The sequence below is a fragment of the Paracidobacterium acidisoli genome (assembly GCF_003428625.2).
GTDB lineage: Bacteria > Acidobacteriota > Terriglobia > Terriglobales > Acidobacteriaceae > Paracidobacterium > Paracidobacterium acidisoli.
The window spans coordinates 74,103-99,905 of record NZ_QVQT02000005.1 but is presented as its reverse complement, the minus strand read 5'-3'; the positions used below and the strand labels follow the sequence as shown (position 1 = coordinate 99,905).

General features: G+C 63.2%; 19 protein-coding genes. 5 read left to right on the top strand and 14 right to left on the bottom strand.

Features of this window, described 5'->3' with window-relative positions:
- Positions 1-87 precede the first annotated feature (87 nt).
- Positions 88-321: a hypothetical protein gene (locus D0Y96_RS14500; RefSeq protein WP_117301251.1), complete on the bottom strand. Its 234-nt coding sequence runs from the start codon at positions 319-321 to the stop codon at positions 88-90.
- Positions 322-566: 245 nt separating this feature from the next.
- Between D0Y96_RS14500 and D0Y96_RS14495 the strand changes: the two genes are divergently transcribed.
- The 3 genes from D0Y96_RS14495 to D0Y96_RS14485 all read left to right on the top strand — a co-directional run bounded on the left by D0Y96_RS14495 (position 567) and on the right by D0Y96_RS14485 (position 7,287).
- Positions 567-2,561: a mechanosensitive ion channel family protein gene (locus D0Y96_RS14495; RefSeq protein WP_252263808.1), complete on the top strand. Its 1,995-nt coding sequence runs from the start codon at positions 567-569 to the stop codon at positions 2,559-2,561.
- Between the two features lie 87 nt (positions 2,562-2,648).
- Positions 2,649-7,103, top strand: coding sequence for a DEAD/DEAH box helicase (locus D0Y96_RS14490; RefSeq protein ID WP_117301248.1), 4,455 nt, complete (start codon positions 2,649-2,651; stop codon positions 7,101-7,103).
- Complete coding sequence (locus D0Y96_RS14485) at positions 7,096-7,287, top strand: C1orf53 family protein (RefSeq protein ID WP_252263807.1); 192 nt, start codon at positions 7,096-7,098, stop codon at positions 7,285-7,287. Before D0Y96_RS14490 ends, D0Y96_RS14485 begins: the two co-directional genes overlap by 8 nt.
- Positions 7,288-7,765: 478 nt before the next feature.
- Here D0Y96_RS14485 and nadC read toward each other — a convergent pair whose 3' ends face one another.
- From nadC to tldD, 9 genes are all read right to left on the bottom strand, one after another.
- Positions 7,766-8,650 (bottom strand): carboxylating nicotinate-nucleotide diphosphorylase, encoded by an 885-nt coding sequence (gene nadC, locus D0Y96_RS14480; protein ID WP_117301245.1) that lies wholly within the window; start codon positions 8,648-8,650, stop codon positions 7,766-7,768.
- A gap of 18 nt (positions 8,651-8,668) precedes the next feature.
- The gene (locus D0Y96_RS14475; protein WP_117301243.1) at positions 8,669-11,452 is read right to left on the bottom strand and encodes a valine--tRNA ligase; all 2,784 of its coding nucleotides are present in this window, start codon (positions 11,450-11,452) and stop codon (positions 8,669-8,671) included.
- Between the two features lie 126 nt (positions 11,453-11,578).
- Positions 11,579-13,144, bottom strand: coding sequence for an outer membrane protein assembly factor BamD (locus tag D0Y96_RS14470; RefSeq protein ID WP_117301241.1), 1,566 nt, complete (start codon positions 13,142-13,144; stop codon positions 11,579-11,581).
- 135 nt (positions 13,145-13,279) lie between these two features.
- Positions 13,280-13,954: a ribulose-phosphate 3-epimerase gene (gene rpe / locus D0Y96_RS14465; protein WP_117301239.1), complete on the bottom strand. Its 675-nt coding sequence runs from the start codon at positions 13,952-13,954 to the stop codon at positions 13,280-13,282.
- Between the two features lie 15 nt (positions 13,955-13,969).
- Positions 13,970-15,244 carry an excinuclease ABC subunit UvrC gene (locus D0Y96_RS14460; RefSeq protein WP_117301236.1) on the bottom strand — a complete coding sequence of 425 codons (1,275 nt, stop codon included), beginning with the start codon at positions 15,242-15,244 and terminating at the stop codon, positions 13,970-13,972.
- Between the two features lie 80 nt (positions 15,245-15,324).
- On the bottom strand, positions 15,325-16,383 hold the full coding sequence (locus tag D0Y96_RS14455; RefSeq protein ID WP_147325073.1) for a hypothetical protein: 1,059 nt from the start codon (positions 16,381-16,383) through the stop codon (positions 15,325-15,327).
- 369 nt (positions 16,384-16,752) lie between these two features.
- On the bottom strand, positions 16,753-18,129 hold the full coding sequence (locus tag D0Y96_RS14450) for a TldD/PmbA family protein (protein WP_117301230.1): 1,377 nt from the start codon (positions 18,127-18,129) through the stop codon (positions 16,753-16,755).
- 79 nt (positions 18,130-18,208) lie between these two features.
- Positions 18,209-18,952 (bottom strand): YoaK family protein, encoded by a 744-nt coding sequence (locus D0Y96_RS14445; protein WP_117301228.1) that lies wholly within the window; start codon positions 18,950-18,952, stop codon positions 18,209-18,211.
- A 110-nt stretch (positions 18,953-19,062) separates the two neighbouring features.
- Complete coding sequence (tldD, locus tag D0Y96_RS14440) at positions 19,063-20,505, bottom strand: metalloprotease TldD (RefSeq protein WP_117301226.1); 1,443 nt, start codon at positions 20,503-20,505, stop codon at positions 19,063-19,065.
- A 374-nt stretch (positions 20,506-20,879) separates the two neighbouring features.
- On the opposite strand from tldD, the gene D0Y96_RS14435 reads away from it, so the two are divergent.
- Both D0Y96_RS14435 and D0Y96_RS14430 read left to right on the top strand, forming a co-directional pair.
- The gene (locus tag D0Y96_RS14435) at positions 20,880-21,431 is read left to right on the top strand and encodes a YfiT family bacillithiol transferase (RefSeq protein WP_199480333.1); all 552 of its coding nucleotides are present in this window, start codon (positions 20,880-20,882) and stop codon (positions 21,429-21,431) included.
- Between the two features lie 71 nt (positions 21,432-21,502).
- Positions 21,503-23,191 (top strand): PDDEXK family nuclease, encoded by a 1,689-nt coding sequence (locus tag D0Y96_RS14430; protein ID WP_252263806.1) that lies wholly within the window; start codon positions 21,503-21,505, stop codon positions 23,189-23,191.
- On the opposite strand, the gene D0Y96_RS14425 is transcribed toward D0Y96_RS14430, so the two are convergent.
- From D0Y96_RS14425 to rpmE, 4 genes are all read right to left on the bottom strand, one after another.
- The gene (locus D0Y96_RS14425) at positions 23,177-23,587 is read right to left on the bottom strand and encodes a putative toxin-antitoxin system toxin component, PIN family (RefSeq protein ID WP_117301221.1); all 411 of its coding nucleotides are present in this window, start codon (positions 23,585-23,587) and stop codon (positions 23,177-23,179) included. The two genes, D0Y96_RS14430 and D0Y96_RS14425, sit on opposite strands and share 15 nt — an antisense overlap.
- Positions 23,587-23,856, bottom strand: a complete 270-nt coding sequence (locus D0Y96_RS14420; RefSeq protein WP_117301219.1) for a type II toxin-antitoxin system prevent-host-death family antitoxin — start codon at positions 23,854-23,856, stop codon at positions 23,587-23,589. The genes D0Y96_RS14425 and D0Y96_RS14420 overlap by 1 nt, the downstream gene beginning before the upstream one ends.
- 61 nt (positions 23,857-23,917) lie before the next feature.
- Entirely contained in the window at positions 23,918-25,111 is a 1,194-nt protein-coding gene (gene dusB, locus D0Y96_RS14415; RefSeq protein WP_117301217.1) for a tRNA dihydrouridine synthase DusB, read from the bottom strand.
- A gap of 210 nt (positions 25,112-25,321) precedes the next feature.
- Positions 25,322-25,546: a 50S ribosomal protein L31 gene (gene rpmE / locus D0Y96_RS14410; RefSeq protein ID WP_117301215.1), complete on the bottom strand. Its 225-nt coding sequence runs from the start codon at positions 25,544-25,546 to the stop codon at positions 25,322-25,324.
- Positions 25,547-25,803: the final 257 nt, after the last annotated feature.

Below are 25,803 nucleotides of genomic sequence, written 5' to 3'. Positions count from 1 at the left end.
GCTCCGGTCGGGATGACAATTTATTTGCTGTCCGATGGGATCGAGCCCCAGGCGATTCTTTCTTATCTCTGTTGTGTCCGCTGTATCTCAGCAGCCGTAGCTGCGCGTTTCCCCGGTCTGTTCCCACGGGTAAGTCTGAAGGGAACGAAATGTCCTCTGAAAGAAAGCATCGTCGACAACGTAGCTTTCTCCATCTTCACCACGCACGATCCAGTCGCCGCGCTTCACATTGACAAAGCCCATATCCGTTGCGATGGTGCCGGGCTCGGTGCACTGTGTTGCATCGACGAGTAACGGTCTGCAGGTTCGAAACGCGCTCATGATTCCTCCGCCAGCGATTGAGCTGACAGTTCTTATTCCAGCGGAAGGGCCGTAAAGAAAGAGCAGAGGCAATATAAAGGCTTTGTTAAGATGCGCGGCCGGCGAGGTAAAGGTGTTCTGCGCGGGTCGTGCCACGGAAGAGTCTCTGAAATACTTGACGTTATGGAGGACGCATGGAGCGAAATGCGAAGCCGGGAGTGGAGCGGAGAAAGATACACGCGCGGAAGAGCATGCGGCGAGGCCGAATGGCTCTCTGCAGAGCATGCGCGGCGGTTGCGGCTCTTGCGATCGGCACGCTGACGGCCGGGCACTTCGCGTTTTCGCAGCAGAAGAATACGGCGACGGTGGACCTTGCGGCGCGAAGCCAGGAGATTCTTGCGCACCTGAGCGCGGTTCTTCGCTTTTACCGGTCGACGACGGCGCCGGTTCAGAAGATCGGCGAGCCGAATGATGTGGTGTATCGCGACCAGGCGGTGGAGCTATCCACGCAGGCGGCGGGGTTTGCGCTGCAGTCGGCCAAAGCGGAAGCGGCACTGATGGCGGCCTATAAAAAGCATGAAGGCATATCGCAGGCACAGACCGGGCCCGAAGAGCAGCAGAGGCTGCAGAACGCGCAGAGCAGGATTGAAGCGCACCTGAGCGACCTGAAAACGCAGGAGGAGCAGCTGGACCGGAAGATTGCCGCGGCGCGTCCCCGCGACCTGAGCGGGCTGCAGACGCAGCGCAAACAGGTGGAGGGCTCGATCGATCTGGCGAAGGCGATGCAGGATGCAATCGGCAGGATTGTGAGCATGTCGGATACGGAGGGGTCGAAGGGGCTTGCGGCGGATATCGACAGCATGCAGCGCTCGGTTCCGGAGCTGGGCAGCAAAGCGGCACCGGTGGCGCCGCAGCTTGCTCCGCTTGGCTCGGCGCGCTCCTCGGGCATTACGAGCCAGACGATGGCGCTGTTCGATCTGCTCGGATCGGAGCACACGATCGATTCTCTGATCCACGACAATGACCGGCTGCACCAGCAGGCGCTGGAGCTGCGCCAGCCGATCTCGAAGATTCTGCATAACCTGATCGCGCAGAGCGGGCTGCTTTCGCAGCCGGGCACAGAGGCCTCTGCAGTGGCTGCGCCGCAGACGGCAGGGCCTGCAGCCGCACCGGCAGCTTCCACGGCCACATCAGGAACTGCGGCTGCATCTGGAAATGCGGCTGTGCCGGGAGCTTCCGCTCCTTCTGACGGAACGCAGAATTTTCAGTCGATCACGACGGCCTTTCGCGCGCTGTCTTCGGCGAGCGTGCCGCTCAGCCAGGAGATTATCGTTCTGGAGCAGAGCGAGGCGAACCTGCAGGCATGGAAAGCCGCAGTGGATCGCGAGTACAAAAGCATCTTCGATGCGCTGCTGCTGCGGCTGCTGGTGATTGCGATTGCGCTGGCGGTGATCTTCGGCGCGGGCGAGATATGGACGCGGGCCACGAACAAGTACGTCCGCGACCTGCGCCGGCGGCGCCAGATTCTGTTTCTGCGACGAGCGGTTGTGGGGCTGCTGTCGGCGATCGTGCTGCTGTTCGGGTTCGTAACGCAGTTCAATTCGCTGGCAACCTTTGCAGGCTTTCTTACGGCGGGCATCGCCGTAGGGCTGCAGACGATTCTGCTGTCGGTTGCGGCCTACTTCTTCATCATCGGACGGTATGGAATCAAAGTGGGCGACCGGATCACGATCGCTGCGGTGACCGGGGATGTGATCGATGTGGGGCTGGTTCGCTTTTACCTGATGGAGCTGGCCGGGAATGGTCCGGAGCTGAATCCGACGGGACGGGTCGCGGTCTTTTCAAATGCTGTGCTGTTCCAGGCCGGCTCGCCGCTGTACAAGCAGATTCCGGGGACGGAGCATGCGTGGCATGAGCTGATTGTGAAGCTGGCGGAGAAGGCGGATTACCGGCAGGCGACCGACGCGATTCTGAAGACGGTTCAGACGGTGTACGAGGGGTATCGCACGGGCATCGAGAAGCAGCACCGGGATGTGGAGCTGTGGATTCACACCTCGGTGGCCGCGCCGGCGATTGAATCGCGTCTGCAGTTCGAGAGCGATGGACTTCAGATGTGGGTCCGCTTTCCGGTGCAGATCAGCCATGCCGCGGAGACGGATGAGCATCTGACGAAGGCGCTGATCGATCTCTTCGCCGGGAATGCGCAGGTTCGGGAGGCGGTGCTGTCGATGCCGGTGATCCGGCCGGCGGTGAAGGGGTAATTTCGGGCGTTTTCGAACGGATGAAATCGAGGCCGCGGAGAAAAATCCGGGGCGAAGAAGAAACGAAAACCGGACTACAATGGCTTCATGCTGCCGCCGTCCTCTGCCGTTGCCGACGCCGTTCCGGAATCACTGCGATGGGCGCACCCTGTGGTGCAGGAGTGGTTCGTGCGGCGCTTCGGCACGCCGACGGAGCCGCAGGAGCAGGGCTGGCCGAGCATTCTTGACGGCAGACCGACGCTGATCTCGGCCCCGACGGGCTCGGGCAAGACGCTGGCGGCGTTTCTGATCTGCATTGACCGGCTGATTCGCAAAGCCATCGAGGGACGGCTGGCGCCGGGCACGGAGGTGGTGTACGTCTCGCCGCTGAAGGCGCTGTCGAACGACGTGCAGAAGAACCTGGAGGCGCCGCTCAGAGAGATTCAGGAGCTGGCGCTGGAGCGCGGCTATCTGTGCCCGCAGATTCGCACCGCGGTGCGCACGGGCGACACCTCGCAGGCGGAGCGGCGCGCGATGCTGAAGCAGCCGCCGCACATTCTGGTGACGACGCCGGAGTCGCTTTACATTCTGCTGACGGCGGAGAAGAGCCGCGAGCATCTGCGCCGCGTACAGACGGTAATCGTGGACGAGATTCATGCGATGGCCGATGACAAGCGCGGAGCGCATCTGACGCTGACGCTGGAGCGGCTGGATGCGCTGGTATGCGGCGAGAACCGCCTTACGCCGGCGGCGAGTCTGCCGGCACACCCTACGGCGCCGCTGCGCATCGGGCTGTCGGCCACGCAGAATCCGATTGAGCTGGTGGCGCAGTTTCTGGGCGGGGAGCGCGGGGATGCTGTGCGCGTGGTGCAGGCGGGACAGCGGCGCAGCCTCGACCTGGCGATTGAAGTGCCGGCCGATGAGCTGGGCGCGGTGGCGACGATGTCGATCTGGGAGAACGTGTATGCGCGGCTGAGCGAGCTGGTGGAGCAGCACCGGTCGACGCTGGTGTTTGTGAACACGCGGCGCATGGTGGAGCGGCTGGCGTTCCATCTGGGAGAGCGGCTGGGACAGGAGAATGTGGCGGCGCATCACGGCAGCCTGTCGCGCGGTCTGCGGCTGGAGGCGGAGCGGCGGCTGAAGTCGGGCGAGATTCGCGTGCTGGTGGCGACGGCATCGCTGGAGCTGGGCATCGACATTGGCACGGTGGACCTCGTATGCCAGATCAACTCGCCGCGCGCGATCGCTGTCGCGATGCAGCGGGTGGGACGCGCAGGACACTGGCGGGGCGCGATTCCCAAAGGACGGTTTTTTGCGACGACACGCGACGACCTGATGGAGCAGGCCGCGTGTATTCACGCGATGCGCAGCGGGGTTCTGGACCGGCTGGAGATTCCGCCGAGGCCCTTCGATGTGCTGATGCAGCAGATTGTGGCTGCGTGCGGCGCGGAGCCGTGGGAGGAGCGGGCGCTGTTCGATATCTTTCGGCGGGCGCATCCGTACCGCGAGCTGACATGGGAGGAGTTCGACGAAGCGCTCTGCCTGCTGACGGAAGGGATCGAGTCGAGCCGGGGGCGCTATGGATCGTACCTGCTGCGCGACCGCGTGCATGGGCGTATTCAGGCGAGACGCGGGGCGCGCTCGATTGCGGTACAGAATGGGGGCGCGATTCCGGATACGGCGCTCTTTCCGGTGATTATGGAGCCGGAGGGGGTACAGATTGCGACGCTCGACGAGCACTTCGCGGTGGATTCGTCTCCGGGCGATGTGATTCAGCTTGGCAATACGAGCTGGCGGATTCAGCGCATTGAAAGCGCGGGGCGCGTGCTGGTGGAAGATGCGCACGGGCAGCCGCCGACGCTGCCGTTCTGGTTTGGTGAGGCGCCGCAGAGGACGCGGGAGCTGTCGGAGTTTGTCTCCGAGTTGCGCCTTGAAATCGAGCGGCGGACGCAGAATGTTCTGCCTGGATACATCAGCCAAAGCGCAGAGGAAGTGGCGGAGACGGCTGCGTTTCTTAAAGAGCGGTGCAGCGTCGATGATTCCGGCGCGGAGCAGCTGATCGGCTATGTGGCGGCGGGGCGCGCGGTGCTGGGCGCGGTGCCTTCTGTAACAACGATTGTTGCAGAACGCTTCTTCGACGAAGGCGGGGGCATGCAGCTGATTCTGCATGCGCCCTTCGGAGGACGGATCAACAAGGCCTGGGGGCTGGCGCTGCGCAAGCGCTTTTGCCGCGGCTTTAACTTCGAGCTGCAGGCGGCAGCGACCGACAACGGTCTGAACATCTCGCTGGCCGAGCAGCACAGCTTTCCACTGAGCGATGTCTTTCATTTTCTTACGACACAGACGGTGACGGAGCTGCTGGAGCAGGCGTCGCTGGCCTCGCCGATCTTCAAGACGCGCTGGCGGTGGGATGCCTCGCGCAGCCTGCAGCTGCTGCGCTTTCAGAAGGGGAAGAAGGTTCCGCCGCAGGTGCAGCGGACGCGGTCAGAGGATCTGCTGGCGAGCGTCTTTCCGCAGGCGGCGGCGTGCTTCGAGAATATTGAAGGCGATATTCAGATTCCCGATCATCCGCTGGTGCGCGAGGTGATGAAAGACGTGCTGGGCGAGGCGATGGATCTGGAGGGGCTGAAAGGCGTGCTCGATGCGATGCACAGCGGGCGCATCCGGTGCGTGGCGGTCGACACGACGACGCCCTCGGTCTTTGCGCACGAGCTGCTGAATGCCAATCCTTATGCGTTTCTCGACGATGCGGGCCTAGAGGAGCGGCGCGCGCGCGCGGTGAATCTGCGCGGCGTGGTTCCGGACAATCTGCTGGGCGAGGCGGGACGGCTTTCTCCGGAGGCGATCGCGGAGGTGCGCGAGGCGATCTGGCCGGACATTCGCGACGAGCACGAGCTGCACGATCTGCTCTGCTCGCTGACGATTGTGCCTGCGGCGATTGCTGCCGATGCGCGGGCACGCCACTGGGAGATGCTGTTTGCGCGGCTGGAGCGGCAGCAGCGCGCCACGACAGCGCACGTGAATACGCTGCCCTGCCTGGTGGCGGCGGAGCGGACGGCCTGGCTGCGGACGCTGTGGCCGGATGCGGTCTTTGCGCAGGAGCTGCCGGCGACTTCGGGCGAGGTTCCGGGAGCGGACGAGATTCTGAAGAGGGCGATTCAGGGGTGGATGCATCTGCTGGGTCCGGTGACCTCAGCCTCGCTCGCAGGGCTGCTGGGAATAAAGGCGGCGGAGGCGTGGAAGCAGATGCTGCTGCTGGAGATGTCGGGCACGATTCTGCGCGGCAGCTTCGAGCGCGCTCCGTCGGCCGGGACGGTGCCCGATGAAGAGATTGAATGGTGCGAGCGGCGGATTCTGCAGCGCATTCACAAGCGGACGCTGGGGGCGCTGCGCAAACAGATCGAGCCGGTGACGCCGTCGGTGTACATGCGCTTTCTGCTGGACTGGCAGCATCTGGGGCCACAGCGGCAGCTTACGGGCGAGCAGGGACTGCTGGAGGCGCTGCGCGGGCTGGAGGGCTTTGAGGCTCCGGCGATCGAGTGGGAGAAGTCGATTCTGCCGCAGCGCGTGGCCGGATACGATCCGCGCTGGCTGGATGCACTGTGCCTGACGGGCGTAGCGGGATGGGGGAGGCTGTCGCCGCATCCGGCATTTGCTTCGATCGAAGGCGGAGGGCCGCGGCGGGTGATTCCGACGGGCATGGCGCCAATCACGTTCTTTCTGCGCGAAGAGGCGCTGTGGATGGATTTGTGCCTGGAAGAGCGACAAACTCCGGAGGCCAATCTGAATGCGTGCCTGAGCGAGCTGGCGAACCGCGTGCGCTCGTGCCTGGCGGAGCGGGGCGCGATGTTCGCTTCAGACCTGGCGCGGATGCTTTCGGCATCGGGCGAGGAGACGAGCCGGGCGCTGTGGGAGCTGGTGGCGGCGGGGCTGGTGACCGCCGATGGGTTCGACAGCCTGCGGATGCTGATCGATCCGCGGCGCAAACAGGCCTTTACGCCGCCGCCGCGGGGGCGCACTGCGCCGAGGCCGTCGGCGGGGGCGCGGCATGCCGCGGGGCGCTGGAGCCTGCTCTGCGATCCACAGGCGGCGAGCGGCGAAGAGACGAAGGGGCAGATGGCGATGCGGCGCGAGGCGCAGATGGAGTCTGCGTGCCAGATGCTGCTGCGGCGGTATGGCGTGGTCTTTCGCGATGTGCTGGCGCAGGAGACGGCGGCTCCGCGCTGGCGCGACCTGCTCGGTATTCTGCGCCGGCTGGAGGCGCGGGGCGTGGTGCGCGGGGGGCGGTTCGTCTCAGGGTTCGGCGGCGAGCAGTTTGCGCTGCCGGAGGCAGTGGAGGCGCTGCGGGCGGGGCGCAGCCGGTCGCTCGCGGATATGCCTCCCATTACGCTGGCCGCAGCCGATCCGATGAACCTGATGGGGTCGATTCTTCCAGGAGAGCGGCCATTATGCATTGCCGGAAACACGGTCACGCTTCCCCTGGCAGAACATGTCACGGTGACGGATACGATTTCCCATCCGGTGCAGCCTGCGCTGCTGTCCCAGGAGTCTTCGCTTGCCTGAAACGATGCCGGAGGGCGGCGGAGATTCGGCGGAGCGGCCGCTCGTGGAAGGCGAGGACTACTACATGGATGGGCCGTACCTCGTGTTTACGGAGGGGTATCATCGCAGGCGCGGCTACTGCTGCGGCTCAGGATGCCGGCATTGCCCGTGGCGGGAGAGCGATGAAGCACGAGTGACGGATTGAGCGCTTTTTTGCGGGCTTTAAAAAAATGCAGATCCCTCCGCTGCGCTTCTCCACCCCATCGCACGAATAACACGTGCGCCGGGGCTAAAGCCTCTTTCGTTTTGGGGGCTGATTCCCACCGGGCTGAAGCCCGGTGCTTCTACCGGTCTCGCTGGCGCGAGACAGAGCGGACAGGCAGTATCTGATGAATCGAGATGGAATGAATGCAATGGTTTCCGGGGATTTGCAGGGGCTGAAGCCCGGACGTATTTTCGGCCGCTTACGGCACGACTGAAGTCGTGCCCTGATACAAAACTTCACCTGAACCGATTCGTCAGACACTACCTGAAGATATGTGACAGCTTACGGCACCCTTCGATTTTCGCTCAGGACAGGCTTTGAAGTCGTGGCCTGATACAGGACTTTGCCGAAACCGATTCGTCAGACATGGAACCGGTTCGTCGGACATGGACTAAAGTCTGATGCCGGATCGCTTTCTCTAATACAACTCGGCGGTGATGCGCATGGAAAGATCGACGGCCATGGCGGAGTGTGTGAGCGCTCCGACCGAGATGTAGTCGACACTGGCGAGGGCATATTTGCGGATGTTCTCGATGGTGATGCCGCCGGAAGCTTCGATGGGAATGGAGAGGCCGCGGTCGCGCACGATGCCGACGGCTTTCTTTACTTCGGCGGGGGTCATGTTATCGAGAAGGAGGGATTCGGCCCCGCCATCGAGGGCGAGATTCAGCTCCTCAAACGAGCGGACCTCGATATCGATGGTCTGGCCGGGCTGGCGCTCGGCATGGGCCTTATCGAGAACCTTCTCGATGCCGCCGCCGAGCGAGATGTGATTGTTCTTGATGAGAATGCCGTCGGAGAGGTCGAGACGATGGTTTTCTCCGCCGCCGCAGCGGACGGCGTACTTGTCGAGGATGCGAAGGCCGGGGATGGTCTTGCGGGTGTCGAGAATGCGCGCCTGCGTTCCGCCGATGGCGTCGACGTACTGCCGGGTGAGCGTGGCAATGCCGCTCATGCGCTGCATGAGGTTGAGAATGACGCGCTCGCAGGCGAGAATGACACGGGCATTGTGACGAATGACGGCCACAGCCTGGCCTTTGCGGACGCGCACGCCATCGAACATCTCGGGATGGCTGACGACTTCGTAACGGCCACTGTTACGTTTGTCGAGACGGGCGAATATTTCGAGGAAGCGCGGCACGCAGCCGAGGCCGGCGATGACGCAGTCCTGTTTGGCGAGGATGGTGGCGGAGGCGCGCAGGCCGGGATCGATGGTGATGGCCGTGGTGACGTCGCTGGTTGCCTTGTCCTCAAGGAGCGCCTGCTCCAGAATGCCTTCGATCCGCCTGCTCTTCCAGTCCATGTCACCCTTCAGTGTTGCCTATTTCGTATGATTCAGTTCTTCGAGCGCCCGGCGCGTTTTTTCGAGCAGCAGGCGCGTTTCGGCTTCCTGTTTTCTGAGGCCGTCGACGACATGCGCGGGAGCCTTTGCCAGGAAGGCTTCGTTGTTTAACTGCCGCTCGGCGGAGGCGAGGCCCTTTTCGTACTTTGCCAGATCTTTGCCGAGGCGCTCGCGCTCGGCGGCGGCGTCGATCTGCTTTTCGTAAATGACCTGCACGTCAAAGTGCGTGGTGGTGCGGGCGCCGGAGCCTTCCGGCATCTTTGCGACGAACTCGACCGCCGATACACGCGCCATGCGCTCGATGATGGCCTGGTTCGCGGTGAAGAGCGCTTCGAACGATGCCGCGGTCCTGACCCGCACGGGGACCTGCGCCTTCTCTTCGACGCCGAGATCTTTGCGACCGGCGCGCACGGAGACGATGAGGTCCTGCAGCGCGGCCATGCCGGACTCCACTTCGGCGTCGATGCTGGCGGGCTGCGGCTGTGGATACCTGGACAGGGCGATGGATTTTGCCGGAGGCTCGTCCTGATACAGAGCGTGCCAGAGCTCTTCGGTGAGGAAGGGCATGAAGGGTGAGAGCAGACGCAGCGACGACTCAAAGACGCGCAGCAGCGTGGTCAGCGCTTCTTTTGCGGCGCCTTTGTCCGCGGAGTCACTGAAGTCCAGGCGCAGCTTGACGATCTCGAGGTACCAGTCGCAGAAGCTGCCCCAGAAGAACTGATAGACGTAGCTGGCGGCTTCGTCGAAACGGTAGCTTTCAAGCGCGGCATTGATCTCCGCGGCGACACGGTGAAGCGCGGAGACGATCCAGCGGGCTTCGAGAGGCGCTTCGGAAGCAGCGGCGGGCATGACGCCGAGGGCGGAAGGCTCCACTTCGATGCCGGCTTCCCTTGCCTTCTCGACGTTCATGAAGATGAAGCGGGCGGCGTTCCAGATTTTGTTGGCGAAGGCGCGGTAGCCTTCGGTGCGAGCCTCGCTGAAGGCGATGTCGGTGCCGGGCGATGCCATGGAGGCAAGCGTGAAGCGGACGGCATCGGTGCCGTACTTCTGCACGATCTCGATGGGATCGATGACGTTGCCTTTGGTCTTGGACATCTTCTGGCGGTCGGCATCGCGCACGAGAGCGTGGATGTAGACCTCGCGGAAGGGCACGGCGTCTTTGAGGGTTCGTTCGGAGCCGTCGGGCATGGGCACGTCGAGCATGAAGTGGCAGCCGAGCATGATCATACGCGCCACCCAGAAGAAGAGGATGTCGAAGCCGGTGACGAGCAGCTGCGTGGGATAGAAGACATCCAGATCGCGGGTGTGCTCGGGCCATCCGAAGGCGGTGAAGGGCAGCAGGCCGGAGGAGAACCAGGTGTCGAGCACGTCGGTTTCCTGCACGATCTGCGCGCTGCCGCAGTGGGCGCACTGCGCCGGGGTGTCGCGGGCGACGGTGATCTGTCCGCAGGTGCCGCAGTGCCAGGCAGGGATGCGATGGCCCCACCAGAGCTGGCGCGAGATGCACCAGTCGTGGATGTTGCGCATCCACTCGAAGTACGTCTTCGCATACTGCTCGGGGGTGAAGCGGATGTATCCCTGCTCGACGGCGGCGATGGCTTTGTCGGCGAGGGGCTGGATTTTCACGAACCACTGCTTCGACAGGCGCGGCTCGACGACGGTCTTGCAGCGATCGCAGCGGCCGACGGCGTGGGTGTGATCTTTTATGGCACCGAGCAGGCCCTGCGCTTCGAGATCCTCGAGTATCCGCTTGCGGGCCTCGTAGCGGTCGAGACCGGCGTAGACGCCGGCGGCAGCGTTCATGTGCGCGGTCTCGTCCATGACGTCGATGGCCTCAAGGCCGTGGCGCTGGCCGATGGCGAAGTCGTTCGGATCGTGCGCGGGCGTGACTTTGACCGCGCCGGTGCCGAAGTCGGCGCTGACCCATGCGTCGGTGATCACCGGGATTTCGCGGCCGACGAGCGGCAGGCGGAGGCGCTTGCCATGCAGATGCCGATAGCGCTCGTCATCGGGATTGACGGCGACGGCGGTGTCTCCGAGCATGGTCTCGGGACGGGTGGTGGCGACGGTGAGAAACTGGACGGGCTCGTCTCCGGATTCGGGGATGACGGGGTAACGGATCTCCCACAGTTTGCCCTGCTGTTCCTCGTGCACAACTTCGAGATCGCTGATGGCGGTCTGGCAGCGCGGGCACCAGTTGACGATGTAGGTTGCGCGGTAGATCAGCCCCTGCTCGTGGAGGCGGACGAAGACCTCCTTCACCGCGACGGAGAGCTGGTCGCTCATGGTGAAGTATTCGCGCGACCAGTCGACGCTGGCGCCGAGGCGCTTCATCTGGCTGAGGATGGCGCCGCCGTAGTGCTGCTTCCACTGCCAGACACGCTCGACGAAGGCTTCGCGGCCCATCTGCTGGCGCGTCTTTCCCTCGGTGGCGAGCTGCCGCTCGACCATGAGCTGGGTGGCGATGCCGGCGTGATCGGTTCCGGGAAGCCAGAGCGTACGGTCGCCGCACATGCGCCGCCAGCGGATGAGGATGTCCGTTTCGGCGTGCTCGAACATGTGGCCCATGTGCAGATTGCCGGTGACGTTCGGCGGCGGCAGCAGAACGGTGAAGGCGGGCGCATCCGATGTGTTCCGGGGGGTGGGCTGGTCAAAGAGATGCTCGCGCACCCAGTATTCGGCCCACCGATCTTCAATCGAGGCCGGGTCGTAAGTCCTGGGCAGCTCGCGCTGTGCCGGATTTTCCGTTATCTGCTGTGACATTTCGGTCTGAGACGTAACCTTTTACGATATAACGTTTTGTCCGCGGAGGTAAGCGGGCGTGAGCGAGCGGCACAGAAGAAAGGCCGCCCGAAGGCGGCCTCGACTGCTGGTGAGAGCGGCACCGGATCAGAAGGGGTTCAGCTTATCCAGACCCTTCTTTTTCTTGTGCTTGCTCGAGGACTCTTCCTTCGAGTTGTACGGCACCTTTTTCTTCTTGCCGGAGGAGTTCGCTCCGGTATTGACCTGTGCGTTCTGAACGCCGGGGTTCTTCACGTCGTTGATCTGCGCTGGGGCTTCGGACGGCTTGTCAACGGGCGGCAGAGCCTTCTCGACGGGCGGACCAACCGGCCTGATGACCGGCTCGGATGCGGCCGATGTGGCCGGAGGGGGAGCCGCACTGTTTCCTGCGCCGCCGGGAGCCGCTTCGCCGCCGCTGGGAACCTCGACGGTGACGGTGCTGCCGACTGAGCCGGAGGCATCGGGCACGCTCTCAAAAGTCGGCTTCGGACCGGGCTGATCGGTACGCGGAGGCGCGGTGCCATTGGCAATGGCGGCGCTCGAATCGGAGCTGACACCGGAGGCCGGCTGACCGGGAAGGGGCTGGCCCTTCATCGCCGCCATGAAGACAGCCTGGGTCTGCTTCGTCACCTCGGGAGCGTAGGTCTGAGCCGGATCGGTAAGGGTCGGCTCGCCGACGCGCGCGGCCTGAATGGTGGAGGGTCCGTGACGGACGAGCAGCATCGCACGGTCCTTCAGCTTCACGTTGACGCGGCTTCCCTCTTCGGCTTCGCTTTCGGCCAGCTGTGCCGGAGTGGGATCTGGAACGTTGCGGCCCATGGCGATGAGGCGATCCTTGGCATCCTCCACATGGGGAGCCATGGGATAGCGGGTAACGACCCGCGACCAGGAGTCTGCCGCGCGGTTGTTGTAGTACTTCACCAGCTCGGTCTTCGCTTTGGGATCGAGGTTCAGACGCGAGGCTGCCTGGGCTTCGGTGGCATAGGCATCGCCGATGGTGATCAGCGCTTCGTCGCTGTGGCTGAAGAGAGGATAGGAATCGGAAACGGTCTGGAGACGCGCGATGGAGGCGGCCCAGTTTTCACGCGTGGCATAGTACTCGCCGATCTCAAACTGCCGCTGCGCCAGAACCTCCTGCACTTCGCGGAGGCGCTGCTGGGCGCGGGGAACCAGGGTCGAGTCGGGGAACTGCTCGATCATCGTCCGGTATTCCTGCTCGGCGTGGACGGCGTTCTGCGGATCGCGATCGGGCTTCTCCATCTGCTGGTAATAGATGTCGCCGACCTTCATCTGCGCTTCGGCGGCTTCCGGCGAATTGGGGAAGAAAGTGATGAAATCCTTGTACTCGGATTCGGCCTGCTGCAGAGCGGCGGAGCCGCCTTCCCTGTACCAGGTGTCGCCGATGGCGAGCTTGGCGCGCATGGCGTATTCCGTATCCGGATAAGTATTGAGAAGGGTCTGGAGATCGAGGCGCGCGACGTCGAACCTGCCCTTCTTCAGAGCCTTCATGGCCTTGTCGAAGAGCTCCTTGTCAGGCTGCTTCGAGTTGACCGACGCCAGCGGATTCGCGCTCAGATCATAGGCCTTCTTTTTCTTTTTGCTCGCAAGGGCGGGCGATGCCGCCAGCAGAGCGCACAGAGACAACACCGATATCCGGGAAACCAACCGATTCATAACACCTCAAAAAGCGGCAGAGACTTCCCTGGCGGTTTTCTGCCGGCACAGGACGGTCTGCCGGCCATCCCTGCCCGATTTTTCCATCGTACGCGAGCCGGAGCGCGCTTTGCACGCTCAATCCCTTTTTCGTACTTATACGGCTACTTCGGCGGCCTGCCGGGCGGCCTCGAGGAGGGATCGCGCATCGTGCTCAGCCCTGCCTGCGCCGAAGACGGCGTTGCCGGCGACAAGCAGCTCGGCTCCCGCTTCGACGACCATGGCGATGGTTTCGTGCGCGACACCACCATCCACTTCAATGCGGAAGGAGAGACCCATTTGCTGCCGCAGCTCTTTCAGGCGCCGTATCTTATTGAGCGAATATGGGATAAATTCCTGGCCGCCAAAGCCCGGGTTGACGCTCATAACCAGCACATGGTGCACCATGCCGAGGACGGGGATGAGCAGATCGACGGGCGTGGCCGGATTGATGACCACGGCCGGCTGCATGCCGTGCTGCGCGATGAGCTGGAGGGTGCGGTGCAGATGGCGGCAGGCCTCATAGTGCACGCTGATCCAGTTTGCGCCCGCCTCGGCGAAGGCGGGAATGAACTCGTCGGGATTTTCGATCATCAGGTGGCAGTCGAGGGGGAGCCTGGTATGCTTCCGCAGAGACTTCACCACGGGTGGTCCGAGGGTGATGTTGGGCACGAAATGCCCGTCCATCACATCGACATGGATGACGGTTCCACCGCCGCGCTCCGCTGCCGCGACCTCGTCGGCGAGGCGGGCGAAATCGGCGGAAAGGATGGATGGAAGCAACTCGACCACGATGGGGAAAGTGTATCAGTTTGAGGCCGGGGAGATTTGGGGGGGCGCGGCGGGGCCGGGTCCGGCTGCAGCCTCGACGCCCTGCCGGAAGACACGTGAGATGGCGCGGATGAGCAGCTTGCGGGGAAGCTCTCCGTCAGGCATGGCGAAGATGACTTCGCCGGTGCGCTTTGCCTGGGGACGGTGGTACCAGCGGCTGAAGAGGCAGAGATGATCGGCGAGATGGCGTCCGGAGGGCTTTGCGGGGCGGTTCCAGCCGAGCTCGGAGAGCGCGTGATCGAGGCGGCGGTCGAGATCGTCGTGCGAGACGGGCTGGGTGACGGGTGCGCTCTCCAGAGGCACGGCGGTCATGGCGACGGGATGCGCGAAGAGAGAGCTGGAGCCGGACTGCTCGTTGGGATGACGCATGCCCTGGACGGAGTAGAAGGCCGGCCCGGAGAGCTCGCCCTGGCGAAGGAGAAAGACGGCAACATGATCGGGCATGGCAGACGGCTGCAGGAGGATGCCGGTGAGACGTGAGAGCGGCCGGATGACCGGCGAAGTGGAAGAGAGGATGGTCTCGACCTTTGCGAGACGGGCGTGCGCTTCGGCGGCCTGCTCGAAGTTCAGCGCTTCAGAGGCCTGCTCGCGGGCGGCGGTGAGGATCTGCACGAGGCTTTCTCCGCGAGTGGCGAAGAAGGCGTGCACAGTTTTGGCTTCCTCGGCATAGCGCTCGTCGGAGCAGCCCTTGAAGCAGGGCGCGAGGCACTTCTTCATCTCGGAGTAGACGCAGCCGGGGAAGGCCGGATCGGGGTGAAGATCGTCGGTGCAGCGGCGCAGCAGGAAGAGGTTGAGCACGTCTTCCATACACTTTTCGGCCGCGGCGCGCGATGGAAAGGGTCCGAAGAGATCGGCTGCCGCCGATTTTGTCACTCGATTGGTTACATATACGCGGGGATATGCGTTCTCCATGGTCATGCGCAGGAAGAAGGGCGGCCGCAGATGCAGACGCTTTCGGGCGCGCTCGCCGAAGGCGGAGGAGACGGCGCCGTAGAGCAGGAAGAGAGATTCGAAATCCGAACCGGTGACGGCGAAGGCGATGCGGGCGACGCGGCCGGCAAGCCGAAGACGCTTCGACTGCTCAGGCCGGGGATCGAGAAGACGCCTGAGACGGCGGCGCAGACCGGGGGTACGGCTGATGAAGGGCTCGGCGTGCTCGTCTGCTCCATAAAGCGCAAAGACACCTGCCGCGGCAGGGATCTGTGACCAGTCGAAGGAGCCGGCATCGAACGGTACCGAGTTCGGAAGCATGACCGCAGGTTACAGGCTGACGGGGCAGGCTCACCAGAGCCTCCTGCGCACGGACGCGCGATGCGCGATTTTTGCGCCGCTCAGCCGGCGGGGAGGATTCGTACCGTGGCGTGGAAGAGGTGGTATTTGCGATAGAGGTGCAGCTCGCCGAAGTAGACGCCCTGCTGCTGCCAGATGACCTCGACCTGACTGGGCAGCCATAACCGCTCCGGCACATCGGAGAGATGCACTTCAGAGAAGCGAAGATCGGAGGTGATGCGCTGGAGCTGAAGATCGGCCAGCGGCGCGAGGAGATCGGCGCGCAAACGGACGATGCGGTAGGTGGCGGCGTCAATCCAGGCGATGCCCTGATAGAGGAGCGGATAGGTCGCGCCGGGGAGCATGATTTCACCGGGCGACTTCACCCGGTCGGGAAGCTGCGCGAAGGCCACGACGTACGTGTGGCGGCCTTCCATCTTTTCTTCGCCGAGACAACGGAAGCGCGACTGAGAGAGATTCTGCGGAAGAAAGAGGAGCCAGAGGTATCCGAAGCCGATGCCGTGGAGGTCCATCTTCGCATTCTTCGGGTCTTTGAGATCGGTTCTCGACTCCTCAAGCCTGGGATCGCCCGCGGGCGAATGCCGCACCAGAATCAGATAATCGAAGTCTCCGCGCGAGGTCCAGGCAAGCAGGCTGGTCTGGAGGTTCTGCTCAAGCTCCCGTTCATCGGTCAGTCCGTGGGTGGTGTATTGCGGGGCAGGAGCGGCGCGGTTGATTCCAACGGTTTTGGCACCGACACCGGCGATGGAGCCGCTGTTCTGATCGTTCTGCGTGACCTGCGGGTTGAGGTAGGTCTGCGACACGCTCTCGTGCGCGGAGAGGTCGGGCACTTTGGGCAGCTCCGCCTCGAGGCCGGCGGCGGTGCGATCGAGGATGGACTGGAGATCGGGAGGGTTGGTATTTTCCTTCAGGTCGTCGAGCGCCGGCACGGCCCGCCGGAGCGCGGGCAGGGACTCATCCATGTACGGAGTGGCGTGGGCGTAAATCTCCGCAGCCTGCTTCGCCGATTGTCCATACGCGCAGGGGAGACAGAGAGCTGAGGCGGCGATAAGGCCAGCGGTCCCGAGCAACAGGTCGGCGATTCTCTGCGGCAGTCTCATACGCGCGCCATTATAGGCTGCGCACGGGAGACGGAACAGCGGGAAAGATTTTCCGGCTATGGGCCGATTTGAGCGCGTAAAAGCAAACTGCCCCTCAGCGGCCATATTCAGTCCGGTGCTTATGCGAGGTCCGCTCGCGCGAGGTGATCTGTCCTCTGTCAGAACAGACGAACATGGGACACTCGAACTCATTCTGGACGCAGGGGCTGAAGCCCGCCGGGTTTTCAGCCCTTTGCGGCACGGCTGAAGCCGTGCCCTGATACAAAACAATTTCCACCTGATCCCACTGCCGGTACTGGATGACTGAAGCCGTGTCTTTCTCGATCTATTCCCGGGAGTCCGTTCTGAGCGCTCTATCCAGTACCGGTTTTATGCTCCGGCGATGGTCATTCCGTCGACGCGCAGGGTGGGCGACGAGGTGGCGGAACGGAAGTCGAGATCGCTGCCGATGGCGGTGATGCTGCGGAGCATCTGCTTCAGATTGCCGGCAATGGTGATCTCATGCACCGGATAGGTGAGCTCGCCGTTCTCGATCCAGAGGCCGGCGGCGCCGCGCGAGTAGTCGCCGGTGACGAGATTGACGCCCTGGCCCATGAGACGGGTGACGTAGAGACCGGACGGGATGCCGCGCAGTATCTCCTGCGGAGATTGAGAGCCGGCCTCAAGCCAGAGATTGCCGGAGCCCACGAAGGGATTGCCGGCGAGGCCGCGGCCGGCGCTGCCGGTGCTCTTCATGCCCAGCTTGCGGCCGGTGTAGGTGTTGAGGATGTAATTCTTCAGCACGCCGCGCTCGACGACGACGGTGCGGCGCGAGGGCAGGCCCTCCGCATCGAAGGGCGTGGTGCCGAAGCCGCCGGCGATGGTTCCATCGTCGATGATGGTGACGGTCTCGGCGGCTACCTGCTCGCCGAGCAGACCGGCAAAGAAGGATGCGCCGCGCCAGATGGCGTCGCCGCTGGCGGCGTCGAAGACCGAACCAACGAGGCTGCGGGCGATCTCAGGCGCAAAGACGACGGGCACCTGCTGCGTGGGCACACGGCGGGCGTCGAGCATGCGCAGAGTGCGCCGCGCCGCCTCTTCGCCGACGGATTCGGGCGAGGCCAGATTTTTGAGCGAGCGGGCCTGCGAGTACCAGTAGTCGCGCTGCATTTCGCCGCCGGCGCTCTGCGCGATGGGGCTGGTGGAGACGGAGCAGAAAGAGGAGCGGTATTCGCTGCTGAAGCCGCGCGAGTTGGCAAAGGCCTTGCGGCCGGTGGCCGCATCGAAGCTGCCTCCGTCGCTGTTGACGAGGCGTGTGTCGGCGGCGAGAGCGGCGGCCTCGGCGCGGCGGGCCCAGGCGATGCGCTCTTCAGTGGGCAGCGAGTAGACGTCTTCGTGGTACAGCGCGAGATCGCCTTCGAGCTGGCCGAATTCACTCGCGTCGGCGAGGCCGGCGAAGGGATCTTCCGAGGTGACACGGGCCAGCGCCACGGCTCCGCGAACGAGATGCTCGATGCCTTCGGGAGTGAAGTCGCTCGACGAGGTGCTGGCGACGCGATAACCGTTGCCGGAGGCGATGAGGACGCGCAGTCCGACGGCGCGCGAGCCGGATTCCTTGAGGGTCTCGACCTCGCCCATACGGACGGTGGTCGAGAATTCATCGCCTTCGCGGACGGTGACCTCAGCGTCGGAGGCTCCGAGCTGCAGGGCGCGGGCGACGATGCCGGAGGCGAGGGTGCGGAGATCGGTGGTAAGAGTGGAGTTCATAGATCCTTAGTCCGTGTTCGTGCTATTCGCAGTTCGTGCTGCGTGCCGGCATGGCTCAACTATGCTCGTAATTCATACTCTAAGGCTCTACACCCTCGCGGCGGCGCACGTCATCGACTACGGGCAGTCCCGCCAGCAGCAACAGGACCATCGCGAGCGGCACAGCAAACAGAAACCCTATATGCCTGAAGCCCAGAGTCCCCATAACTCCGCCTGCCAGGAACAACCCGATCAGCGAAGACAGCAGGAACACTGTATCAATTTCCCGGGCAGTCTCCACATCCGTGTTCCGCCACCTGGACGACACAATTCTGCCCAGCGCAATGCCAATATCCGTGACCATACCTGTCAGGTGGGTTGTACGTATCACAGCGTCCGAGAGTTTCGTGATGATCGCATTCTGCAGTCCCATTGCGAAGCACAAGACCATCACCGTCACCATCACAGCCTGATCGCCGGCAAAGTTCCTTCCCCTGCAACCAAACCAAAGCAACAGCGCCGCCTCGGCAATCAGTGGAAGAGCATACTCGCATTCCAGCTCCCGCCTGCGCGCCCAGCGGACGAAGAGGGTGGTGAAAAATGATCCCAGGAAAAACGACAACACGGATACTCCGCCAATCAATAACAACCAGCGGCGGCCCAGCGCCAGATCAGAAGACAGCGACGAAATCACTCCCGACATGTGCGAGCTGTAATGCCCGATGGCAAAAAAGCCTCCGGCATCGGTCGCTCCAGCAACAAAGGCCAGATAAAAGGCCAAGTGACGGTTGGCCTTTTCCGAGCGTTCCCGGCCTGTCAACCTGCGAAGATAGAACAACGGCATATTTTTATCGCGCGCTATCCACGCCGCGTCCTGATCCGGATAAAACAAAAGGCCGAACTACATAAGAATTCTCGATCACAGGAGGCCGTCCGTCTTCAAAAAGCCACCACTCATCGGCCGGTGCCGCCGACGGTCATGCGGTCGAGCTTGATGGTGGGCATGCCGACGCCGACGGGGACGCTCTGACCGTCTTTGCCGCAGGTGCCGATGCCTTCGTCGAGCGCGAGATCGTTGCCGACCATCGAGACATATTTGAGCGCCTCGGGGCCATTGCCGATCAGCGTCGCGTCACGGACGGGAGCGGTGACTTTGCCGTCTTCGATCAAGTAGGCTTCGCTGGCGGAGAAGACGAATTTGCCGCTGGTGATGTCGACCTGGCCTCCGCCGAAGTTGACGGCGTAGAGGCCGCGCTTCACGCTGCGGAGGATGTCCTCGGGCGCATCATCGCCGGAGAGCATATAGGTGTTGGTCATGCGGGGCATGGGGATCTGCTGATAGCTCTCGCGGCGTCCGTTGCCGGTGTGCGGCATGTTCATGAGACGGGCGGAGAGCTTGTCGCTGAGATAGCCCCTGAGGATGCCGTTTTCGATCAACACGGTCTCCTGCGTGGCGGAGCCTTCGTCATCGACGTTGAGTGAGCCGCGACGATTGGCCAGCGTGCCGTTGTCGACCACGGTGACTTTGGGGCTGGCGACGGGGCGGCCGATGAGGCCGGCAAAGGCCGAGGTCTTTTTACGGTTGAAGTCGGCTTCGAGGCCATGACCGACGGCCTCGTGCAGGAGGACGCCGGGCCAGCCGGGGCCGAGCACGACTTCCATTTCGCCGGCGGGCGCGGCGATGGCTCCAAGCTGGAGGATCGCCTGGCGGGCGGCTTCGTATGCGAAGTGCTCGGGGGATTTTTCGCCCTGGAAGAAAGAGATTTCGACGCGGCCACCGCCGCCGGCTGAGCCGCGGGCGGTGCGGTCGGCGTCCTTTGCCAGGATGAAGACATTGAAGCGCGCCATAGGCTGCGTGTCGCTGGCGAAGGTGCCGTCGGAGGCGGCGATGAGGATGCGGCGCAGCTCTTCACCGTAGCCGGCGCGGACCTGGGTGATGCGCGGATCATAGGCGCGGGCGGTGCGGTCGGCGCGCTGCACGAGATCGAGCATAGGGGCGAGATCGGTGTCGAGCTCGGCGGCGGGCGCGGGGTAGAGACTGGGGGTTTTGGTCTCAGTAAAGCCGGCGACGGTCTGCTTTGCCGGGCCGCTGGCGATGAGGGCCGCGGTGCGCGCCGCGCGCAGGAGCCGGTCGGCGGAGAGATCGTCGGTATATGCGTAACCGGTTCGCTCGCCGCTGACGACGCGGACGCCGCAGCCGGCGCTGACGCCCTGGCTGGCGGATTTAACGAGCGATTCGTCGAGACCGACGGAGGTAGCGGCTACCGACTCAAAGTAGAGGTCGGCGTAATCGCCGCCGGCGGAGAGCGCTTCGCCGAGGCAGCGCTCGAGCATCCGCTCGGTGATGCCAAACTTGTCAAAGAAATACCGCTTATGGTCCACACCCGATTGTGACATGAATCCTCTGCGGGATTAGATGATCCGGCGTGGCGGAACGATCCGGAAGGGGCTTTGGGAGCGGGCTTTGCGCGGTTCCGGATGGGTTTGCGAAGGCGCGAAGAATACCGCCGGTTATGCGCTATTCCTCATCTGATTCTCATCCAATTTCCACACAACAAATGATAGATTCCTGTGTCAGGATAGGCATTATGAAAAAGCTTCTGTTGTTCTCACTGGTACTGCTGTTCTCGGCTTCGGCGTTTGCCGCGCCGGTCCATCACCATCATCGCCACCACAGACACCATCGCCACGCATAACACTGCAGGGCAGGATAGCCCTGCCCCGCGGCATGCCCTTGTCGCCGGTCATGGGATTTGTGTAACTTGCTGGACATGAGCACGCAGCCTCCAGCCAGTGAGATGAATCCGGACCCGCGTTATCCAATTGGAAAATTCAACCGCTCGACGGCGGATATCACCAACCATCCTGCTGCGATTGCCACGCTGGCGGCGCTGCCGGAGAATCTTCGCTCGGCGGTGGAGGGGCTGACGCCTGCGCAGCTCGAAACGCCTTACCGCGAGGGCGGCTGGATGGTGCGCCAGCTGGTGCATCATGTGGCGGACAGCCACATGAACGCTTATGTCCGAATGCGGATGGCGCTGACCGAGGACTGGCCGGCGATCAGGCCCTATGACGAAAAGCTGTGGGCGGCGCTGCCGGATTCGCTGACGGCGCCGGTCGAGATTTCACTGGAGCTGCTGGATGCGCTGCACCGGCGCTGGGTGCTGCTGCTGCAGCAGCTGACGGAAGAACAGTGGCAGCGGGGCTATGTGCATCCCACCAATGGACGGCAGACAATGGCCGAGGCGGCGGCGGTGTATGCGTGGCACTCGCGTCACCACGTGGCGCACATTACGGCGTTACGAAAGCGTATGAACTGGTAGCGGTTCCGCTTGTTTCCTGCTTGCTCCGGGCCGCGAGGCCGGGAATGATGAGTGCAGGAAATCCATCTGCAATGAGTGAAGACCTGCGAACAGGGGCTGAAGCCCATCGTTCTTTGGGGACGTTTGCGGCACGGCTGAAGCCGTGCCCTGATACAAAACAGGATTCGAATACAAAGCAGGATTCGACGGCTGAAAGGCAGGATGTGACGGCGGTTGAGCTGGGCCGCGCGCTGGAGGCATTTTTCGCCGATTTTCCGCGGGCGGCGGTGCTCGAAGAGGGGCGCGTGCTCTTCGATATGCGCATCAGTCACTGGTCGCTGGCGAGCGAGCATGGACGGTGCATGCTGCATCTTTGGTCGGAAGAGCGGAACCTGGTTCGATCGGTGACGAAGGTGAATCAGCGGCGCGACACGCTGCACCTGGAGACGCGGCGATTCGGACAGACGAAGCCACAGGGGCTGACGCTGGTGCGCGATCCGGACCGAAGGACGCCGACGGCGCGGGATACGACGCGGAAGCGTTATCTGCGGACACTGGAGCGCGTGCTGCCCAATGCCTTTCCGGGATGGAAGGCCGAGGGGATGCGGACGGCGATGGACCTGGAGCACAGCTTTGGTCCGGCATATGCGCGGGGGCTGCTGGTGCGCGGCAACAGTGCATGGGCGGTGATTGGCGTGAACGCGGAAGAGAGCCCGGCGACGATCGACGGCGCGCTGACGCTGGGGATTCTGTGGCTGGCGTACTGCCGCGAGCATGGAGACGGACGGCGGCTGGTAGAGGGGCTGAAGGTGATCGTGCCGGAGGGATGCTCGGAGACGACGGCGGCACGAATGGTGTGGATGGATCCGGCGATTGCGAAGTGGGAGCTGCATGAGCTGGACGAGCGGGCGGATCTGATTTCTTCAGTCGAGGCGCGGGACCAGGGAAATCTGAGCGTGCGGCTGATGCATGCCTTCGACCCAGGACGCGCTCTGGAGCGGATGCGGGCGGGGATCGACCGGCTGACGGCACTTTTGCCGGTATGGATGCGGGAGTGGACGGAGGTTCGCGCGCACTCGGCCACAGAGGTGGGCTTTCTGCTGCATGGGCTGGAGTATGCGCGGGTGCGGCACGCGGCTATGCCGGGGTCGTTCGCTATGCGCGACGAGATTACGTTTGGAGCGGGGGCGCATGAGACGCCGCTGGATGAGTCGACGGAGGGGATGTTTCGCGATCTGATGGAGCGGCTTGGCGAGAGCCGGAAGGCGTCGGGCTCGGTGCGCGATCCGCTCTTTCGCATGCAGGCGGAGCGGTGGCTGGAGTCGGAGCTGCGACGCGATTTAGCGGAGATTGAACCGGGGCTGCGGGGGGATGTGGTCTATTCGCAGGTTCCGGCGTTTGCGGGACGGGACCGGGCGATGCTGGATCTTTTAACGGTCACGCGGCAGGGGCGGCTGGCGGTGCTTGAATTGAAAGCCGATGAGGACCTGCACCTGCCCTTGCAGGCGCTGGATTACTGGGCGAGGGTACGGCAGCTGCAGCGGACGGGAGAGTTCAGAAAGCTGGGATATTTTGCGGGGGTGGAGCTGGCGGATGCGGCTCCGGTGCTGTATCTGGTGGCTCCGGCGCTGAGGGTGCATCCGGCGAACGAGATTGTGCTGAAGCATTTTTCGCCGGAGGTGCCGTGGGAGCTGATTGCGCTCGATGAGCAGTGGCGGAAGCGGCGGAGGGTGATCTTCAGGAAGCGTGCAACCAGTAGCAGAGAGTCAGCCGTGCCGTGACCAGAATGTGGCCGGCGTTACGATGGGATACCTGTCTGCGAGAACCAACAGGTCCTTATCGCCGGTAATGAGGTAATCTGCCCTGGCTGCCTGTAATGTTCCAAGTATCTGTTGGTCCGCCGGATCACGCAGAGCTGCCTCCTGCGAAGCATCCGGTTCGACGATGTCTGCCAGGAAGATGAGGGTGTCGAGCAGATCGCGGATTTCCGCCGGAGTCAACTGGATTCGGGAAAGGCGCGGCAGGACTCTGGCAGTTTCGTCCAGAATGTAGCGGGAGAGGACAACATCGAGCGCCCTCTGATGCCAGAGTGCGACGATGCGGCCAGGAATGTCTGCCGGATATGCCAGACCGGAGACCAAAACATTGGTGTCGAGCACGACGCGAAAAACCGGCATCAGCGGGCGCGTTCAGCAGCTACCAGGGAATCAATTTCCGCCAGGCCCTGCTCTTCAGGTACTCCGGCGTATGCCTGGGCAATCCGGCTGCTCAGAGCATCGAAGCGGTCACGCATACGGCGAATGCGCGTGAAGAGCTCCGCATCCACCAGAGCCGCGACGGGCTTGCCATCCTTGCTGATGACGATGCTGTCATTGCGGTATTGAACCTGATTGAGCATCTCCCCAAGCTTCTGGCGGAACTGAACTGCACTGACTTCGGCGATCATCCCTCTTTACCTCCTTTTGGCTCGATCAATACGATCATTATGACCATATTGACCATAAAGATCAAGCACTCACGGGACTGTGCTCATCCGTAAAGATCGATTCAGGGCCGACAGGAAGCTCAGCAATGGGACGCGAGGCGAAGAAGTTTTCGACGGCGTCGAGGATGGCGGGGCCGGTCTTTGCTTCGTAGATGGACTTGCGCAGGCCGCTGCCGCCGGGGACGCCGTGGGTGAACCAGGAGGCGAACTGCTTCATTTTTCCGGCGGCTTCGCGGCGTTGAGCTTCGGCTTTGCCGGGGTCGGCTTCCGTGGACTGCTCGGCTAACAGCATCTCGAAGTAGGTGCGGATCATGCGGTAGCGGTCCATGTCCGTCGGCTGGTCGTAGCGGCCGGTGGCGGTGTACTGCGCGATCTGGCGGAAGATCCAGGGATTGGATGGCGCGGCACGGCCGATCATGACGGCGTCGCAGCCGGTGCGGGCGACCATGGCGCAGGCGTCCTCGGGGGTGCGGATGTCGCCGTTGCCGATGACGGGGATGCGGACGGCGTCTTTCACTTCGGCGATGTGCTCCCAGCGGGCCTGGCCGGTGTATCCCTGCTCGCGGGTGCGGGCGTGGAGGGCGACGGCGCTGAGGCCGCTCTCCTCGGCCAGCTTTGCCAGCGGGACGCAGATGATGTGGTTGTCGTTCCAGCCGAGGCGGAACTTGACCGTAAACGGGATGGTGACGGCGGCACGAACGGCTTTGAAGATCTCGGCGATGAGGGGCAGGTCGCGGAGCAGGCCGCTGCCTCCATTGCAGGAGACGACGCGCCTGGCGGGGCAGCCGAGGTTGAGGTCGACCATGTCGAAGCCGGTGTCCTCGACGATGCGGGCGGCGTCGGCGAGCGTGGCGGGATTTGAGCCGAAGAGCTGCGCGGAGATGGGGTGCTCGTCATCGTAGAAGGTGAGATAGCGCTTGCGCTTCGACTCGCGCATGCGGGCGAGGCCGTCGGCGGAGGTGAACTCGGTCATGATGAGGCCGCAGCCGGACTGCTGATTGCTGATCGTGGCTTCAATGGATGAGGACTGATCGGACTGAGCGCTAAACACGCTGGCGTTGCGGATGAAGCGGCGGAAGACGGTGTCGGTGACTCCGGCCATAGGGGCGAGGACAGTGGCGGGGGCGACGGGGACATTGCCGATGCGGAAGGACGCAGGGACGCGCGTGCCCTCGGGCATCGCGTATTCAACCGGATTGTCCCAGGACTTTTTCATCGCTGTCTGGCCGGGGCTAAAGCCCCTTATTTTCCGGCTTGTGATTCACCGGACTAAAGATCACCCCGGCGAACCCTGTTCGCCGAGGACCCGATAGCCCGTGCTTCTACCCGATACGGACGGCATCGCACCCTCCGATTCAACACCATTCCCAGCACAGGAAAGCCTCCGCCGCGGCGGAGGCTTTTGGCTTTTACGCCGCAGCTGCGGTTACTTCGCCGCGGGCGTTCCGACCTTGGCGTACTTGCGACGGAAGCGCTCGACGCGGCCCGCGGTATCGATCATCTTCTGCTTGCCGGTGAAGAACGGATGGCAGTTGGAGCAGATTTCCGCGTGAATGTCGTTCTTGCTGGTCGAACGGGTGGCGAAGTTGTTGCCGCACGCACAGACGACCCGGATTTCGTGATAGTTCGGATGAATTCCCTGTTTGGGCATGACTGGATAGAACCTTTCCTGCAATCCAGCTATTTTAGCGTGGTTTTCGCGGAGGTGCAATCGGGCTGAACTGCTGGTCGTGGGTCAGCTTGAGATGTGAGGATACAAACCATTTCTCAGCGGCTGAAGCCGCTCACTGCTGTATTGCCTATGGCGCGGCTGAAGCCGTGCCCTTCCCCTTAAACACCACCTGGCCTTTGGGAGGTACGCTCCTGGCCGGCCTCGCAAAGGCCACAGTGAGAATATTTTACTGCTTC

Coding starts and splice junctions, on each gene's coding strand:
- D0Y96_RS14445 (WP_117301228.1), bottom strand. CDS start 18,952: ATGCCGTTGTTCTATCTTCGCAGGTTGACAGGCCGGGAACGCTCGGAA.
- D0Y96_RS14450 (WP_117301230.1), bottom strand. CDS start 18,129: ATGAACTCCACTCTTACCACCGATCTCCGCACCCTCGCCTCCGGCATC.
- D0Y96_RS14425 (WP_117301221.1), bottom strand. CDS start 23,587: ATGCCGGTTTTTCGCGTCGTGCTCGACACCAATGTTTTGGTCTCCGGT.
- rpmE (WP_117301215.1), bottom strand. CDS start 25,546: ATGCCCAAACAGGGAATTCATCCGAACTATCACGAAATCCGGGTCGTC.
- D0Y96_RS14500 (WP_117301251.1), bottom strand. CDS start 321: ATGAGCGCGTTTCGAACCTGCAGACCGTTACTCGTCGATGCAACACAG.
- D0Y96_RS14455 (WP_147325073.1), bottom strand. CDS start 16,383: ATGAGACTGCCGCAGAGAATCGCCGACCTGTTGCTCGGGACCGCTGGC.
- dusB (WP_117301217.1), bottom strand. CDS start 25,111: ATGAAAAAGTCCTGGGACAATCCGGTTGAATACGCGATGCCCGAGGGC.
- D0Y96_RS14490 (WP_117301248.1), top strand. CDS start 2,649: ATGCTGCCGCCGTCCTCTGCCGTTGCCGACGCCGTTCCGGAATCACTG.
- D0Y96_RS14460 (WP_117301236.1), bottom strand. CDS start 15,244: ATGCTTCCGAACTCGGTACCGTTCGATGCCGGCTCCTTCGACTGGTCA.
- D0Y96_RS14435 (WP_199480333.1), top strand. CDS start 20,880: ATGAGCACGCAGCCTCCAGCCAGTGAGATGAATCCGGACCCGCGTTAT.
- D0Y96_RS14495 (WP_252263808.1), top strand. CDS start 567: ATGGCTCTCTGCAGAGCATGCGCGGCGGTTGCGGCTCTTGCGATCGGC.
- D0Y96_RS14430 (WP_252263806.1), top strand. CDS start 21,503: ATGAGTGAAGACCTGCGAACAGGGGCTGAAGCCCATCGTTCTTTGGGG.
- D0Y96_RS14475 (WP_117301243.1), bottom strand. CDS start 11,452: ATGTCACAGCAGATAACGGAAAATCCGGCACAGCGCGAGCTGCCCAGG.
- D0Y96_RS14470 (WP_117301241.1), bottom strand. CDS start 13,144: ATGAATCGGTTGGTTTCCCGGATATCGGTGTTGTCTCTGTGCGCTCTG.
- D0Y96_RS14420 (WP_117301219.1), bottom strand. CDS start 23,856: ATGATCGCCGAAGTCAGTGCAGTTCAGTTCCGCCAGAAGCTTGGGGAG.
- nadC (WP_117301245.1), bottom strand. CDS start 8,650: ATGGACTGGAAGAGCAGGCGGATCGAAGGCATTCTGGAGCAGGCGCTC.
- tldD (WP_117301226.1), bottom strand. CDS start 20,505: ATGTCACAATCGGGTGTGGACCATAAGCGGTATTTCTTTGACAAGTTT.